Source organism: Halorubrum trapanicum (assembly GCF_002355655.1).
Taxonomy (GTDB): Archaea; Halobacteriota; Halobacteria; order Halobacteriales; family Haloferacaceae; genus Halorubrum; species Halorubrum trapanicum_A.
Genome location: NZ_AP017569.1, coordinates 2,431,705 through 2,447,052 on the forward strand (window position 1 = coordinate 2,431,705; position 15,348 = coordinate 2,447,052).

At 70.4% G+C, this 15,348-nt stretch carries 12 protein-coding genes; 7 read left to right on the plus strand and 5 right to left on the minus strand.

The features are described 5' to 3' along the window. Nucleotides 1-357: 357 nt before the first annotated feature. Nucleotides 358-3,819 (plus strand): pentapeptide repeat-containing protein, encoded by a 3,462-nt coding sequence (locus CPZ01_RS11885; RefSeq protein WP_096395345.1) that lies wholly within the window; start codon nucleotides 358-360, stop codon nucleotides 3,817-3,819. 131 nt (nucleotides 3,820-3,950) lie between these two features. Continuing rightward, complete coding sequence (locus tag CPZ01_RS11890; RefSeq protein ID WP_096395347.1) at nucleotides 3,951-5,258, plus strand: acetamidase/formamidase family protein; 1,308 nt, start codon at nucleotides 3,951-3,953, stop codon at nucleotides 5,256-5,258. A 451-nt stretch (nucleotides 5,259-5,709) separates the two neighbouring features. Here CPZ01_RS11890 and CPZ01_RS11895 read toward each other — a convergent pair whose 3' ends face one another. Then, nucleotides 5,710-6,696, minus strand: a complete 987-nt coding sequence (locus tag CPZ01_RS11895) for a M48 family metallopeptidase (RefSeq protein ID WP_096395349.1) — start codon at nucleotides 6,694-6,696, stop codon at nucleotides 5,710-5,712. A 168-nt stretch (nucleotides 6,697-6,864) separates the two neighbouring features. Here CPZ01_RS11895 and CPZ01_RS11900 point away from each other — a divergent pair, with 168 nt between their 5' ends. Beyond that, nucleotides 6,865-7,944: an aminopeptidase gene (locus tag CPZ01_RS11900; RefSeq protein WP_096395351.1), complete on the plus strand. Its 1,080-nt coding sequence runs from the start codon at nucleotides 6,865-6,867 to the stop codon at nucleotides 7,942-7,944. Nucleotides 7,945-8,103: 159 nt separating this feature from the next. Here the strand turns inward: CPZ01_RS11900 and CPZ01_RS11905 are convergent, their stop codons facing one another. Next, the gene (locus tag CPZ01_RS11905) at nucleotides 8,104-8,499 is read right to left on the minus strand and encodes a hypothetical protein (RefSeq protein WP_096395353.1); all 396 of its coding nucleotides are present in this window, start codon (nucleotides 8,497-8,499) and stop codon (nucleotides 8,104-8,106) included. A 96-nt stretch (nucleotides 8,500-8,595) separates the two neighbouring features. Between CPZ01_RS11905 and CPZ01_RS11910 the strand changes: the two genes are divergently transcribed. After that, nucleotides 8,596-8,880, plus strand: coding sequence for an amphi-Trp domain-containing protein (locus CPZ01_RS11910; protein WP_096395355.1), 285 nt, complete (start codon nucleotides 8,596-8,598; stop codon nucleotides 8,878-8,880). 20 nt (nucleotides 8,881-8,900) lie between these two features. Here the strand turns inward: CPZ01_RS11910 and CPZ01_RS11915 are convergent, their stop codons facing one another. Continuing rightward, nucleotides 8,901-9,458: a response regulator gene (locus tag CPZ01_RS11915; protein ID WP_096395357.1), complete on the minus strand. Its 558-nt coding sequence runs from the start codon at nucleotides 9,456-9,458 to the stop codon at nucleotides 8,901-8,903. 264 nt (nucleotides 9,459-9,722) lie between these two features. On the opposite strand from CPZ01_RS11915, the gene pan2 reads away from it, so the two are divergent. The 3 genes from pan2 to CPZ01_RS11930 all read left to right on the plus strand — a co-directional run bounded on the left by pan2 (nucleotide 9,723) and on the right by CPZ01_RS11930 (nucleotide 12,541). Further along, entirely contained in the window at nucleotides 9,723-10,946 is a 1,224-nt protein-coding gene (gene pan2, locus CPZ01_RS11920) for a proteasome-activating nucleotidase Pan2 (protein WP_096395359.1), read from the plus strand. Nucleotides 10,947-11,516: 570 nt separating this feature from the next. Next, nucleotides 11,517-12,062, plus strand: coding sequence for a pyruvoyl-dependent arginine decarboxylase (locus CPZ01_RS11925; protein ID WP_096395361.1), 546 nt, complete (start codon nucleotides 11,517-11,519; stop codon nucleotides 12,060-12,062). A 101-nt stretch (nucleotides 12,063-12,163) separates the two neighbouring features. Next, nucleotides 12,164-12,541 (plus strand): DUF5811 family protein, encoded by a 378-nt coding sequence (locus CPZ01_RS11930; protein WP_096395363.1) that lies wholly within the window; start codon nucleotides 12,164-12,166, stop codon nucleotides 12,539-12,541. A 20-nt stretch (nucleotides 12,542-12,561) separates the two neighbouring features. Here CPZ01_RS11930 and CPZ01_RS11935 read toward each other — a convergent pair whose 3' ends face one another. Beyond that, a complete protein-coding gene (locus CPZ01_RS11935) occupies nucleotides 12,562-13,527 on the minus strand; it encodes a M14 family metallopeptidase (RefSeq protein ID WP_096395365.1) in 966 nt (321 codons plus the stop codon). A gap of 86 nt (nucleotides 13,528-13,613) precedes the next feature. Next, nucleotides 13,614-15,236 (minus strand): lipopolysaccharide biosynthesis protein, encoded by a 1,623-nt coding sequence (locus CPZ01_RS11940; protein ID WP_096395367.1) that lies wholly within the window; start codon nucleotides 15,234-15,236, stop codon nucleotides 13,614-13,616. Between the last annotated feature and the right edge of the window lie 112 nt (nucleotides 15,237-15,348).

A 15,348-nucleotide genomic window follows, 5' to 3' on the forward strand; every position in this document is an offset into this window, starting at 1 on the left:
TCGGCAAGAGGGGAATCTGACTACGACCTTCGTGAAAGCCCACTCTAGAAGACCCGTTGTGTCCCAACCCGCTGTGTGGATACAGCCATCGTGATCAGCTATTAATTCTGTTATAAATCGTGTTCCCGCAGTTGTCACACCGGTTCGGCTCATTTCGATACCGCTCGCCACACCGGTCGCATTCCCACCTTGCCCCGAGAATCTCACACAGGAGAGAATCCGTGAATCCCATCCGTCGGCTCGTAGTCCCTCTATGTGGTATATTTTGGGACGCCACCTTCGGATACCAGCCGGCAAACGTGCGGCCGAGTACCAAAATTAAAGTCACTGTCGTTACGATGACGTGTCAACATACCGATGACGAGCCGGTGTACGTTTCGACTCGACCCCGAGGAGGCCGGCGCGGCGACGGCGGAGGTCGCCGCGGAGATAGACGAGGAGTGGCGCTGCCCGCACGACGCGCACCCGGAGGCCGACCGCTGCGTGTTCCACCTGTCGAGCGACGCCCGCGACGACCTCGGCGTCGACGCAGACGCCGTCGCCGAGCGCCTCCGAGACGTGGCCGGCGAACGGGGGAAGGCCGCGAAACGCCTGCTCGGCGCCCGCCTCGACGGCGTCTCGATCCGCCACGAGATCGTCGACGCCGTCGACAAGCACCCCCTCGACCTCCGGGGCGCGACGGTGACCGGCACCCTAGATCTGACCGCGTCGGAGTTCGAGGGCCGGATCGACCTCTCCGGCGCGGAGATCGGCGCGATCGACTGGACGGAGTCGGAATTCGACGCGCCGGTCGACCTCTCCGGCGCCGTCGTCCGCGGCGAGACGACCCTCACCGGCGCCGTCTTCGAGGGCGACGTGGACCTCTCGGGCGCGACGTTCGAGGGGCCGGTCGACGCCCGGGAGGCCAGGTTCAACGGCGACACCTCGCTGCGCGAGGCGCGGTTCCGCGGCGCGGCGGCGTTTGACGGCGCCGAGTTCCGCGGCGACGCGAACCTCTTGGACGACGACGCGTGCTTCGAGGACGCCCGCTTCGACGCCCCCGCCTCGTTCACGAAGGCCGGTTTCCGGTACGCGGATTTCGTCGGCTGCGAGTTCCGCGACGCGGCGGCGTTCGACCGGGCGACCTTCGGCGGCGACGCCGAGTTCGCGGACGCGACGTTCGGCGACTACGCCGACTTCGCGGAGGCCCGGTTCGACGGCGACACCGCGTTCTCGGGGGCGCTGTTCGAGGCGCCGGCGACGTTCGCGGGCGCGGAGTTCCGCGGCCGGGACAACCTCGAAGACGACGACCTCTCGTTCGCGGACGCGACGTTCGAGGGGGAAGCGACGTTCCGGCGCGCGGTCGTCGGCTTCGCCGACTTGTCGCGGCTGACGGCCGCAGAGGAGCTGGTATTCGACGAGACGCGTTTCACCGAGGAGGTCAGCTTCGAGGACGCGACGCTGTCGTCGCTCTCCTGTGACGAGGCGCGGTTCGAAAGCGACGCGAGCTTCGAGGGCGTCGCGGTCGACGGGGACGCGACGTTCAGGGGCGCGGAGTTCGAGGGCGGTGACAACGTCGACGACGACGACCTCTCGTTCGCGGACGCGGTGTTCGGCGGCGACGTCGACTTCCTCAGCGCCCGGTTCGGGTACAGCGACTTCTCCGGCGCCGCGTTCGGCGGGGCGGCCGTCTTCGACGAGTCGCGCTTCGACGACGACCTCGCGTTCTCCGACGCGGCCTTCGACGACCGAGCGAGCTTCGACGAGTGCCGGTTCGACGACGACGCCGCCTTCGAGCGGGCGACCTTCGCCGGCGCGGCCAGCTTCCGCGGCGCGGAGTTCGACGGCGGCGACAACGTCCGCGACGACGACGTGACGTTCGCCGACGCCGCGTTCGCCGACGAGGCCGACTTCTACCGCGCGGAGTTCGAGTACGCCAACTTCGAGGCCGCGGCGTTCGAGCGGCCCGCGAACTTCGAGGCGACCCACTTCGCCGGCGAGGGCGACTTCCGCGACGCGGCGTTCCGCGGCGAGACGACGTTCGCCGAGGCGCGGTTCGACGACGACGCGACGTTCGAGGACGCGGCGTTCCGCGACGCCGCCTCGTTCCTCGGCGTCGAGTTCGTCGGCGACTACCACGAGGACGACGACGCCGCGTTCTCGGGCGCCGTCTTCGCCGACGAGGCCGACTTCCGCGAGATCGAGTTCGGTCAGGCCGGCTTCGACGACGCGCGCTTCCGGGGGCCGGTGTCGTTCCGCGAGTCGCTGTTCGGTCGCGCGCGCTTCGAGGACGCGGTCTGTGCGGAGTCGGTCGACCTGTCGTACACCCGGTTCACCGAGCCGGTCTCGTTCGACGGCATCGCGTTCGAGTCCGGCGTCACCGCCGACGAGGCGCGGTTCGAGAGCGACGCGAGCTTCGCCGAGTCGTCGTTCGAGGAGGGAGCGACGTTCCGCGGCGTCGAGTTTCAGGGGGGCGCCCACACGGTCACCGACGCGAACTTCGAGGCCGCGACGTTCGCGGACAGCGCCGACTTCAAGCTCGCCGAGTTCCGCGTCGCGGACTTCTCCGGCGCGGAGTTCGAGGGGACGGCGCTGTTCGAGCGCACCGTCTTCGAAGACGACGCCACCTTCCGGAACGCGGCGTTCGGCGCGTCGGCCGTCTTCTCGCGCTCCCGGTTCCTCGAGGAGTCCGACTTCTCCAGCTGCCGCTTCGAGGACGAGGCGCACTTCGACGAGCTTCGCTTCGAGAAGGACAGCACGTTCGCCGACGCCGAGTTCGGCGGCGACGCGACGTTTCGCTCGGCGGAGTTCGAGGGGAGCGCGAACATGCACAACGACGACGCCAGCTTCGAGACGGCGACGTTCCGCGGCACGGCGGACTTCGACAAGGCGTCGTTCCTCTACGCGAACTTCGCGCACACGACGTTCGCCCGGGACGCCGCGTTCACCGAGGCAGAGTTCGAACACTCGGTCGCCTTCCGCCCGCGGCCCGCCGAGTCCGAGACGCTCGTCGACCTGAGCGGCGCGGTCGTGCGCGGCGGGACGCTCGGCCAGCCGGAGCAGGGCGACGCCTTCTACGACTGTACGCACGCGGAGGTCCGGGAGGTCACGCTCGATGACGAGCACTGTACGCACGGCCTGTTCAACCACTTCCGGTTCTGTAACACCGACTTCCACGGCTTCGACTTCACCGCCCACAAGACGTACCTCGCGCGCAACAACTGGGAGATCCACACCTTCGCCGCCTCTGAGGCGGCCGACCGATCGGAGACCGAGTCGGAGTTCACGCCCGCGAGGCTGGAGAACACGTATCTGAAGGCGAAGAACTGCGCGAGCGACTTCGGCGACCGTAAGGCCGCGGCCGAGTTCTTCATCAAGGAGATGGTGTACCGGCGCCGGAAGAACTGGCGCGCCGCCTTCACCCGGGAGGAAGCGGTGTCGCCGGCCAACCGCACGAAGGCGCTCGGCAAGTGGGTCGGGAACAAGGTGCTCCACCAGACGTGCGGGTACGGCGAGCGGCTCTGGCGGGTCGTGTACGTCTCCGCGGTGACGGTGTTCATCTGGGGCGTGTTGTACACCACGACGACGCAGGGCACGACCGGCAGCAGCGAGCTCACGACGCAGGGGATCGGCGGTCTCTCGAACCTCTTCTCGCCGGAGGGAGCGGTCGTCCTCGGCAAGAACATGTACTTCAGCATGGTGACGTTCACCACGCTCGGCTACGGGGACGTCCAGCCGGTCGGGTCGACGGCGCGCGCGCTCGCCGGGCTCGAGGCGTTCCTCGGCGCACTCCTCGTCGCGCTCGTCGTCTTCGTGCTGGGCCGTCGGGTCGCGTGGTGAGCGACGCGGGGCATCGGGTCGCGCGGGGCGTCGGATCGACTCGGTCTCGCGGCCGCAATGACGGCAACTATCCCCGGTCCCCCTCCGCGAGCAGTAGGATTATCTCGGTCAGCGCCGTACGCTGACACGGTATGTCACAGCAAGGCGTTCAAGAGGAGCTGTACGTCGACCAGTACACGCTCGGGCTGGTCGGACCGGATCAGGAGTGGGCCGGCACGGTCGCGGACGGCGGCACGGTGCAGACGTACACGCCGCCGGGCTGTTGGGGGCCGATGGTGACGCCCTCGTTCCGCGGCGGCCACGAGGTGACGCGGCCGATCCGCGTCGAGGGCGCCGAGGTCGGCGACGCCGTCGCGATCCACATCCGCGACGTGGAGGTGACGAGCATGGCCACCAGCACGGGGTCGATGGCGGAGCGCGACGAGGCGTTCGGCGACGACCCCTTCGTCGACCACCGCTGTCCGGAGTGCAGGACGGCGTGGCCGGACTCCGTCGTGGAGGGCACCGGCGAGGACGCGATCCGCTGCGCCGAGTGCGGCGCGAACGCCTCCTCGTTCGGCTTCGAGTACGGCTACACCGTCGCGTTCGACCACGAGAACGCGGTCGGGATCACCCTCGACGAGGAGGGCGCCCACGAGCTCGCCCTCGACGCCGACGAGGTGATGGACATCCCCGAGAACGCCCGCCAGCACCCGATCCTGCTGTACGAGCCCGACGGGATGCCCGGCACGCTCGGCCGGCTCCGCCCGTTCATCGGCAACATCGGCACCACGCCGCCGGTGACGATGCCCGACTCGCACAACGCGGGCGACTTCGGGCAGAACCTCATCGGCGCCGACCACGACTACGGCGTCGAGACCGAGGAAGACCTCGACCTGCGCACCGACGGCCACATGGACGTGCCCGAGGTCCGCGCGGGCGCGACGCTGATCTGCCCGGTCGTCGTCGACGGCGGCGGGATCTACGTCGGCGACCTCCACGCGAACCAGGGCGACGGCGAGCTATCCTTACACACCACCGACGTGAGCGGCACCGTCACGATGGACGTCGAGGTGATCGAGGACGTCGACCTCGACGGGCCCGTCCTGCTGCCGAACGAGGAGGACCTGCCCTTTATCAGCAAGCCGTACAGCGACGAGGAGGTCGCGGCGGGTGAGGGTCTCGGAGACGAACACGGCGTCGACGTCGACACCGACGCCGCCCCGCTCCAGGTGATCGGCTCCGGCGCGACCGTCAACGACGCCACCCAGAACGCGTTCGACCGCGCCGGGACCCTGCTCGGCATGAGCGAGGGCGAGGTCCGCGGCCGGTGTACGTTCACCGGCGGCGTCCAGATCGGCCGGCTCCCGGGCGTCGTCCAGCTCGACATGCTCGTGCCCGCGGACGTGCTGGAGGAATCCGGGCTCGACGACGTGACGCGCGAACAATACGGGCTGTAAGGCTGGACGTCCGTCATTCCGGTCGATCACCTATCTATTGCTGCCAGCGGACCGACGACGAACACCTCCAAAGCCCCAGCCGCTCGCTTATAAACGACTACTGCCGGATCGGCGACGAACACCTCCAAAGCCCCAGCCGCGAGGACGAAGCACGCTCGTTGCGCGCTTCAGTCGCTCGCGTCGCTCGCTCCTTGCGGTGTCGCCGGCGGCTCCGCCGCCGGCTTTCCGTGGCGCGTCGCGCCACGCTACTTACGTCGCCTGAGCCGCCCTCGCGGCTGCCCCTTTGAGTCCCGCCCCGCACCGCACGGCACCGCGCCTCACACCTCCCCAACCTCGCGGTTCGCGCTCTTCGAGCGCTCACCGCGTCGCTCGCGCGTGCTGCTCGCGGCCAAGGGCCGCTCGCAGGCACGCGCCACCGCAGTTCGGGTCGGATCTCGCGTCGTGGCCCCTATTACCGCCACGACGATCCGCGTCCGCCGCTCGCCCCCGATGGCCCCGCCGGAATCCGCCGCGTCGGTCCCTGCGACTCCGCCTTCTCGCGCAGGCGCTCGACGCGCTCGTCGGTCGAGGGGTGGGTCGACAGCCAGCGCTCGGCCGCGTCCTCGGTGCGCTTGTGCGTCGAGAACGGCGCGAACGGCCACGCAGGCTCCGCCGCGCGCTCGATTCGACGGAGCGCCCGCGCGAGCGCGATCGGATCGCCGGTCACCTCGGCGGCGCGATCGTCGGCCGCGAACTCGCGCTTGCGCGACCGCGACCGGGAGACGAGCGTCGCGAGGACGAACCCGCCGAACAGCGCGCCGGCGAGAGCGCGGTGGAGCCGCGCGAAGGGACCCGACCGGTCGCCCGGTCGACCGCGAATCCACGCCGAGGCGGCGGCGAGCCCCGACAGCGCGAGCAGCGCCGGCAGCGCGACCACGGTGGCGACCCCGACGAGGGCGCGGCCGACCCCGTCGGCCATCGCGATCGCGAACCCGTCGTTCCCCTCTAAGTGCGCAAGCTCGTGCGCGAGGATCGCCTCGATTTCCCGCGGGGAGAGCAGCCGGAACAGCGACCGGTCGATCACCAAGGCGCCGCCGTCGCTCCCGCCCTCGACCGCGAACGCGTTCGGGGCGCGGGCGTCGGTGACGTACAGCGTTGGGCGCTCGACCGCCATCCGCGCCGCGAGCGAGTCGATCCGACGGTGGAGGTCCGGCGCCCGCTCGCGGGGAACCCGGTCCCCCTCCAGGTTCGCGAGGACCTGCGCGGTGCCGAGCCGGTAGCTGAGGTACGCCGACCCGAGCGCGCCGGCGGCCAGCAGCGCGAGGAGGACCGGGAGGTCGGGGCGGGCGGCCCAGACCGCGCGCAGCAGGTCGGCGACGAACAGCGCCGCGGTCAGGTAGGCGGCGAGCAGCGCGACGCCGACGACCGCCGCGGCCGCGCGGAACGCGAGCCGAGACATCGTCCGATCGTACGCGACGGCGGGGCAAACGCGTTGCGGCCGGCGAACTGGCCGGTCGTCTCACCCGTGGATCGGCGGCGTTCCTGCGCCGGACGCTCGCGCCTCGGGCTCCCCCACCCGGCCCGCCGGAAGGAAAAGCGGTAATTCCCCGGCCGCGAAATCGGCTGTATGGACGCACGCGTTCGCGAACACGCGGAGATCATCGCCGACCACTCTACCGGCATCGAGTCGGGCGACGACGTGGTCATCCAGATGCCCAAGGAGGCCGAGGACCTCGCCGTCGCGCTCCACGAGGTCTGCGGCGACCGCGGGGCGAACCCCGTCTACCTCAACTACTCGAAGCGCGCCCAGCGCGCGTTCAAGCGCTCTTCCGAGGAGTTCACCGAGCCGAGCCACCGGCGCGCGCTCTACGAGGCGGCCGACGTCTTCGTCATCGCGCGCGGCGGCGCGAACGCCACCGAGGACGCCGACGTCGACCCCGAGACCAACGCCGCGTACAACCGCGCGATGGAAGAAGTCAAGCGAACGCGCCTGTCGAAGACGTGGTGCCTCACGCAGTACCCGACCGCCAGCCACGCCCAGCTCGCCGGGATGAGCACCGAGGCGTACGAGAACTTCGTCTGGGACGCCGTCTCGCTGGACTGGGACGAACAGCGCGAGTTCCAGGCGGAGATGGTCGAGATCCTCGACGACGCCGACGAGGTCCGGATCCGATCGGGCGAGGAGACCGACCTCACGCTCGACGTGTCGGGCAACTCCACGCTCAACGACGACGGCGAGGCGAACCTCCCCGGCGGCGAGGTGTTCACCGCGCCGACCCGCGACGGCGTCGACGGCGAGGTCCACTTCGACCTGCCGCTGTACCGCTACGGCCGCGAGATCGACGGGGTCCGGCTCCGGTTCGAGGACGGCGAGGTCGTCTCCCACTCGGCCGAGCGCAACGAGGACCTCCTCTCCGGCATCCTCGACACCGACGAGGGCTCGCGGCGCCTCGGCGAGCTGGGTATCGGGATGAACCGACAGATCGACCGCTTCACCTACAACATGCTGTTCGACGAGAAGATGGGCGACACCGTCCACATGGCGGTCGGCTCCGCGTACCCGGAGACGGTGGGGGGAGACAACGAGGTCAACGAGTCGGCCGAACACGTCGACATGATCGTCGACATGAGCGAGGACTCCGTCATCGAGGTCGACGGCGAGGTCGTTCAGCGGAACGGGACGTTCGTCTTCGAGGACGGGTTCTAAGGTGGTCGGGGGGCGGGTCGGCGGCCGTCCTCGGACGTGCGGTTTTTTGGTACAGATTTTTGCCGGCCGAGCGGAGCGAGGCCGGGAAAAAGGTGTAACTGGGACGTTCGTCTTCGAGGACGGGTTCTAAGGCGGTCGGGGGCGGGTCGGCGGTCAGTCTCACTCGGCTTCGCCCGCGTCGCGCTCCGCGCTCCGGCGGACGAACGCCCCGTACGCGACGAGGAGGACGCCGAACAGCCCGACCGTCCCGATCGCCGCGATCCCCGGGTAGCCGGCGAGCGGCGCGATCTCTCCCGCCGGCAGGACGAACACGTCGACGACGCCGGTGCCGATCGACAGCGCCAGCACGGCGAGCCACATCGTCCCCACCGCGTAGCCGAGTTCGACGAGGCGGTCGGCGCGTGCGGCGTGCGCGACGACCGCGCCGCCGCCGAGGATCGGGACAGCGGCGAGCGGGCTCGTCGGGTCCGGGAGGAGGACGCTCCCGCCGAGGGCGATCGCCGTCCAGTAGACGGCGACGGCGACGACCGTGCGAAGCGAGTCGGGGATTGACACGGGGTGAGCGTTCGGTCGGACGGCACAAAACGATCGGGGGAGCGACGGCGCAGCGCCGCGTCGGTATTTAAGTTACGAGACGGCGTACGACCCCGCATGCCCGAAGAAGTCCTCTTCGAGTCGGAGAGCCGTCGGAGCCGCGAGGAGATCGCCGCGTACCTGCGGACGGTCGCGGACTCGCTGGACGACGGAAACGCGATCACGCTCAAACGCGGCGACGAGTCGACGACGCTGGAGCCGCCCGCGAGGCCGACCTTCGAGGTGAAGGCGGAGCGCGAGGGACCGGCGGGCGGGCCGGGCGAGCTGAGCGTCGAGTTCGAGCTGGAGTGGGACGAGGACGGCGGTGAGGAGGGCGCGGGCGGCGAGTTGGAGATAGAGTAGTCGGGGGAGGAAGGGTCCGTCTACGGCACTTCGCCGGGAACCTCGACGAACGCGTCCCGCGCGGAGAGGCGATCGAGCGTGTCGTCGACTTCGAGCCGGACGGACTCCATCCGCTCGACGAGCTCCTCGTACTCCTCGGTGCCGGTCGTGCCCGCGGCCTCCAGCGCCGCCTTCTTCGAGGCGAGCGCGAAGAACTCCTGGCTCCGCTCGTCGAACGCGGCCCGGTGGAGGAGCACCTCGACGAGCGTGAGCAGGTCCTCCTTGGTGACCGGCTTCGTCTTGTAGTCGTCGAACGGCATGTCGACGATGTCGACGTCGGGCTCGACCGCGGTCAGCATCGCCACGCGGGCGTCGTACCCGTCGCCGCGGATCGCGTTCAACACCTCGTGGCCCGACATGTCGGGCATCCGGCGGTCTAAGAGGACGACGTCGACATCGTCGTCCATCGCATCGAGCGCCGCCTCGCCGCCGGTGGCGATCCGCACGTCGTAGACCGGGTCGAGGTACACCCGGTACAGTTCCGCGAGGTCCGGCTCGTCGTCGACCGCGAGGACGGTCGCGTCCGGGGCTTCGGTCATCGGCGGCGCCTCCCCGTCCGGGTCTCGCGGTCTGCGAGCGCCGAACCGGCGCGTCCGCCCGCCGTTCGTGCGTCCATACGAGCGGCTTCGTTCGCTCCGCGTTAAAACGTTGACCTCCGGTTATCGATCCTGATACCTTCCGGGAGCCGCGCGGTCGCCGCCGGGGTTCACGGCCTCGGCGGCCGCGCGTCCGCGCCGCCGATCCAACGGTCTCTCCGTGACCCAAAGGCACATTTACGCCCGTATCTTACTCGGGAACAACGAATGTCTCACAGCCCCTCACTGCCCGACCGCCCGCGGTTGGAGCTCGACCCCGAGATGAGCGACGCGGAGCGGCTGGAGGCGATCCGCCAGCACTACCGGCGGATCGTTCAGGTGAACGAGGAACTGGAAGACCGGCTCGCGGACGCCGAGGGGCGCCGCGGCGAGCTGAAAGACGACGTCGAGCAGCTGAAACGCGAGAACGAGGTGCTGAAGACCTCCTCGCTGTACATCGCCTCCGTCGAGGAGATCACCGACGACGGCGTCGTCATCAAACAGCACGGCAACAACCAGGAGGTGCTCACGCAGGCCGCCTCGCGGCTCGACGAGGACCTTCGGCCCGGCGACCGCGTCGCGATCAACGACTCCTTCGCGGTCCAGCAGGTGCTTGACGACGAGACCGACTCCCGGGCGCAGGCGATGGAGGTCACCGAGTCGCCGGACGTCGAGTACGCCGACATCGGCGGCATCGACGACCAGATCCGGGAGGTCCGCGAGGCCGTCGAGGACCCCCTCGAAAACCCCGAGCAGTTCGAGACGGTGGGCGTCGAGCCGCCGAGCGGCGTCCTGCTCCACGGCCCGCCGGGCACCGGGAAGACGATGCTCGCGAAGGCCGTCGCCAACGAGTCGGACGCGACGTTCATCAAGATGGCCGGCTCCGAGCTCGTCCGGAAGTTCATCGGCGAGGGCGCGCGGCTCGTCCGCGACCTGTTCGAGCTCGCCGCCGAGCGCGAGCCCGCCGTCATCTTCATCGACGAGATCGACGCCGTCGCGGCCAAGCGCACGGACTCGAAGACCTCGGGCGACGCGGAGGTCCAGCGGACGATGATGCAGCTGCTCTCCGAGATGGACGGCTTCGACGACCGCGGCGAGGTCCGGATCATGGCCGCGACCAACCGCTTCGACATGCTCGACGAGGCGATCCTCCGTCCGGGGCGGTTCGACCGCCTCATCGAGGTGCCCGAGCCCGGTCCCGAGGGCCGCGAGCGCATCCTGGAGATCCACACGCAAGACATGAACGTCGCCGACGGCGTCGACCTCGGTTCCGTCGCCCGCGACCTCGACGGGTACAGCGGCGCGGACATCGCCTCGCTCGCCACCGAGGCCGGGATGTTCGCCATCCGCGACGGCCGCACCGAGGTCTCGCAGGCGGACTTCGAGCAGGCTCGCGACAAGCTTCAGGACGCGGACAAAGAGGACGAGCGGGTCATCAACTACCAGTACTGAGGCGACGACTACGTGATCGACGGTCGGTTTTGGCGAGGTGCTTTAACGCCCATTACTTCGGCTGAAATTCTAGCGGTTCGTTTATAAATAGTTGACAGCGGATCGGCGGCAACCAACTTCAGAACCCCAGCCGCTCGCTTATAAACAGTTGATTATGGATCGTCAGAGGTCACCTCCAAAGCCCTAGCCGCTCGCTTATAAATGGCTGATCGCAGATCGGCGGCGAACACCTCCAAAGCCCCAGCCGCGAGGCGGGCGCACGCTCGCTGCGCGCTTCGGTCGTTCGCTTCGCTCACTCCCTCCAGTGCTTGCGTCGCCTGCGCCCGCCTCGCGACTGCCCCTTTGAGTCCCGCCCCGCACGGCACCGCAACCGCACCTCGCGCCTCCCCAGCCTCGTCAGTCGCCTCCGCTTCGCTCCGGCGACTGACTCCCTCGCGCGTGCTGCCTCGCGGCCGCCGGGGGCGGCCGCTCGCAGGCACGCGCCACCGCCCTTTTAAATGCGGTTGATGTCGTCCGCGGCGGCAGTCGGGTTCGTAACCCCTTACCGCGCTCGCCGCCGATTCGCCGTCAATGAACACCATTCACGTCGCCGGCGGCGTCGGAGTCGCCGACACGGCGATGGCCTCTTACGACGCCGCGCTCGCGGACGCGAACCTCCACAACTACAACCTCGTGGCGGTCTCCTCCGTCGTCCCCGCCGAGGCGACCGTCGAAGCGGTGTCGGCGGTCCCTGACTTGGGCCCCGCCGGCAACCGACTCACCGTCGTCGAGGCGCGCAGGACGATCGGACCGGGCGACGAGGTCGACTTCCGCGAGGGCGGGCGCTCGGGCGCCGAGGGCGCCGAGTCGAAGCGCGCGCCGCGCCGACACCCCGACGCGGTCGCGGGGCTCGGCTGGGCGACCGGCCCGGGCCCGGGGCTCTTCTACGAGGTGACCGGGGAGGACCCCGAGGGCGTCCGCGAGCGGATCGAGGCGGGGCTCGACGCGGGGTCCGACCTCCGCGACTGGGAGCTCCCGGAGCGCGAGACGCGCGTCGAGACGGTCGCCGCTGAGCCGGACCGGTACGCGACCGCGGTCGTGATCGCCGCGTACGGGGAGTCCGAGCCGATCCTGTAGCGGGCTCGCGCGGACGGAGCCGGTCCGGCGACGCGGCGGAGCCGCGGTCGCCGCCGCCGACGCCTTTTTGACTCGGCTCCGCGTATAGAACGTAGCTTCGAATGAACGGCAACAACCCGTACGCCGGGGCACCGGGTGTGACGGACGCGGGCTCGCCCGCGGCCGTCGACCTCTCTCCGGACCAGGAACGACAGCTCCGGCGCGCGGTCGCCGGAATCGTATCGCGCACGCAATCGTATCTCCCCGACAGCTACGCCGTCGGCTCCGAGCTCTCCGTCGGCGCCGAGGGCCCGCAGGCGACCGTCGCGGTCAACCCGCCGGCCGGCCACCCCGTCTCGGCCGGCTTCACCCCCGACCCCGAGGACCTGGACGCCGGCATCGCCGAGTCCGACACCGACGAGGTCGCCCGCGGCCTCGCCGCCAGCGCGGCTGTCCAGGTGATGGACGCCGTCGGCGATATCACGCCGACCGCGAAGTGACCGTCCCGGCCGAAGCGTAGTCAGTTCGAGCGCCCCGACCGTTCCGACCCGTTCTCGCCGTCGTCCCCGCCCGCTCCGGAGTCGCGACGCTCGTCGCGGTCGCCGCGCGGATACACCCGCAGCTCCCCCTCGCCTGGCGGCTTTACGGCCCCGGTGACGCGGCCGTACATGCCGAAGATGTCGTCGTACCCGCGCTCGCTCGCGAGGATCGGGACCACGCCCGGCTCCTCGACGCGGTGCGTGTACACGTCGTCCTCGGCGAACACCGCGCCCTCCGGGATGGCCTCGAAGTTCGCGAAGTGGACGCGCGGCTCCCCGCCGCCCTTCGGCACCTCCTCGCTGCCCTTCACCACGACCGTCTCCGAGAACGTCGGCGGCTCGTCCGCCAGCGCGTCGTGGACGCGGAGGAACGCGTGACACGCCTCGTGGCCGAACTCGACGGCCGCCTCGCTCCCCTGTCGGCCCACCTCGATCGAGACGGTATGTGGGATCGTGGAGTCGAGCGTCGTCGACCGGAGCCCGCTCGCGTCGACCACGTGGTCGACCGGGAGCCCGGTGACGGTGCGGCGGACCGACTCGGTCAGGTCGCTGAAGATGGCGAACGGCGGCGGCGCGCTGTGGGAGGTGTGGAGCGCGAGCACGGCGTCGAACCCCTCCAGCTCGGCGGCGAGCCGCGGCGCCAGCGCCCGCTCGTACTCCTCGCTGTCGGCGTCGCCCGGGAACGCCCGGTTCAGGTCCGCGTCCGTGTAGCGCGTCTCGGCCTCGATCGCCGGTTCGTTGGCGAGGATGAGCCTGACGAGCCCCTCGGGCTCCGCGTCGTCGCCGTTCCTCCCTCCGTCGACCCCGCCGCCGTCGGTCGGGTCGAGCGGTGAGAGTTCCGCCGCGAGCCGCTCTACGATCCGCACGCCGGCGGGCTCGTCGCCGTGGATCCCGCCGACGATCGCGACGCGAGCCGACCCCGCCGACTCGCGGTCGATCGTTTGCATACCGTCGGTACGTCGCGGTCCGCCAATAAACCGTCGCGATCCGCTCGCGGGGAGCCAGCGGCCGAGCCGCTTCGGGGGCGCGCGGCTCAGCGGTCGAACCGCTCCGCGAGCGCGGCCCGGTACCGCCGCGCCAGCCGTCGCGCGACGAAGCGATCGCGGGGGTCCACGCCCACGAGTCGGAGCGAGGCGGCGTACGCCGCGATTCCGACCGCACTCCCCGCGAGGACCGCCGAGGGTCCGGTCAGGAGCGAGCGGACGCCGTACATGACGGCCGCGGCGACGCCGCCCGCCGCGAGCGGGGTGAGGAAGGTCCGGTCGAACGGCCACAGCCCCTCGAAGTGACGGAGGAGGACGACCTGGATCCCGTTCTGGACCGCGATCGCGAGCGACGTGCCGAGCGCGGCGCCGACGAGCCCGTACCGGACGACGAACGCGTAGGTCAGCCCGACGTTGAGGACCGCGAGCAGCCAGTCGAGCGCCATCCGCGCGTACTGGTGGTCGGTCATCATCAGGAGCCAGCCGGTCGCGCCCACGGCGCTCCCGACGAAGACGCCGCCGAGGTAGACGACGAGCGGGAGGTAGCCGTCGACGTACGCCGCGCCGAACAGCCCGAGGATCTCCCGGCCGTACACCGCCAGCACGGCGAGGATCGGGACGACCGCGGTGACGATCTGTCGCGTGACGGAGCCGTACACCGCGTTGAGCGTCGCCGTCCGGTCGTTCGCGTACAGCTCCGAGGCGACCGGCGGGAGGAGTTGATTGAAGGATAAGAGGGGGATCCACGCGACCGCGATCACCACGAGGACGACGTTGTACACGCCCGCCGCGGTCGCCGTCAGCAGCGCACCGACGAGCAGCACGTCGACGCGGTTCTGGAACACCTTCCCGAGGCTGCTCATCGCCACCGGCGCCGCGTGGTCGTAGAAGCGGCGCGCCTCCGTGCGGGCACCCCGGAGCGTCGGCCGAACCCCCGTGACGGACGCGGAGAGGGGGACCGCGGCCGCGGCGAGGACCCCGGTCGCGGCGACGATCGCGCCGGCGACGCCGACGACGGAGTAGCCGAGCGCGAGCGCGCCGAGCGCGCCGACGAGCCTGACGCCCGGGCGCAACAGCTTGTTGAACAGGATCTCGCCGCGGGCCGACCCGACCGCGCGGAAGAGCGCGGACGCGACCATCACGACGCCGAGGAGGCCGACGAGCCCGCCGAACGCCCGCATCGTTCCCGCGAACGCCGGCTCCGTGACGGTGCGGGCGTTTATCGCCGGCGCCGCGAGCCAGACGCCGGCCGCGATCGCGACCCCGAACCCGAGCGTCGTCGCGTACGCGAGGCCGGCGACCGCGCCCTGTCGGTCCGGATCCGCCGCGTACTCCGGGAGGTAGCGCTGGATCGCGGGGACGCTGCCGAACGTCACGAGCCGCGAGCACAGCTGGGCGATCCGCCACGCCAGCGCGTACACGCCGTAGGCGGTCGGACCGAGCCCGCGGGTCAACGCGAACTCGGTCGCTGCGATCAGCGCGCGCTGGCCGGTGACCCCGCCCGAGGTGAGTACCGCGCCGTGCGCGATCGTCTCCAGCGCCTCGCGCTCGTCGTCCGGAATCGCGTCGCCCTTTCCGCCGGGACGTGCGTCGCGCTCGTCTTCTGAGCGCTCGTCGCGCTCGCGGCTCCCGGCGTCCGAGTCGCTGCCGTCCTCGTCGCGTTCGTGTTCCACAGTCTCCGTCGGTCGGTCGCGCCCCCGCCGAAAAAGCGGCCCGCTTCGCGGGCACCCTAAATGAATATAATTATCGTTCACAAAGGATTTATGCCGCTCATCCCGTCCACCT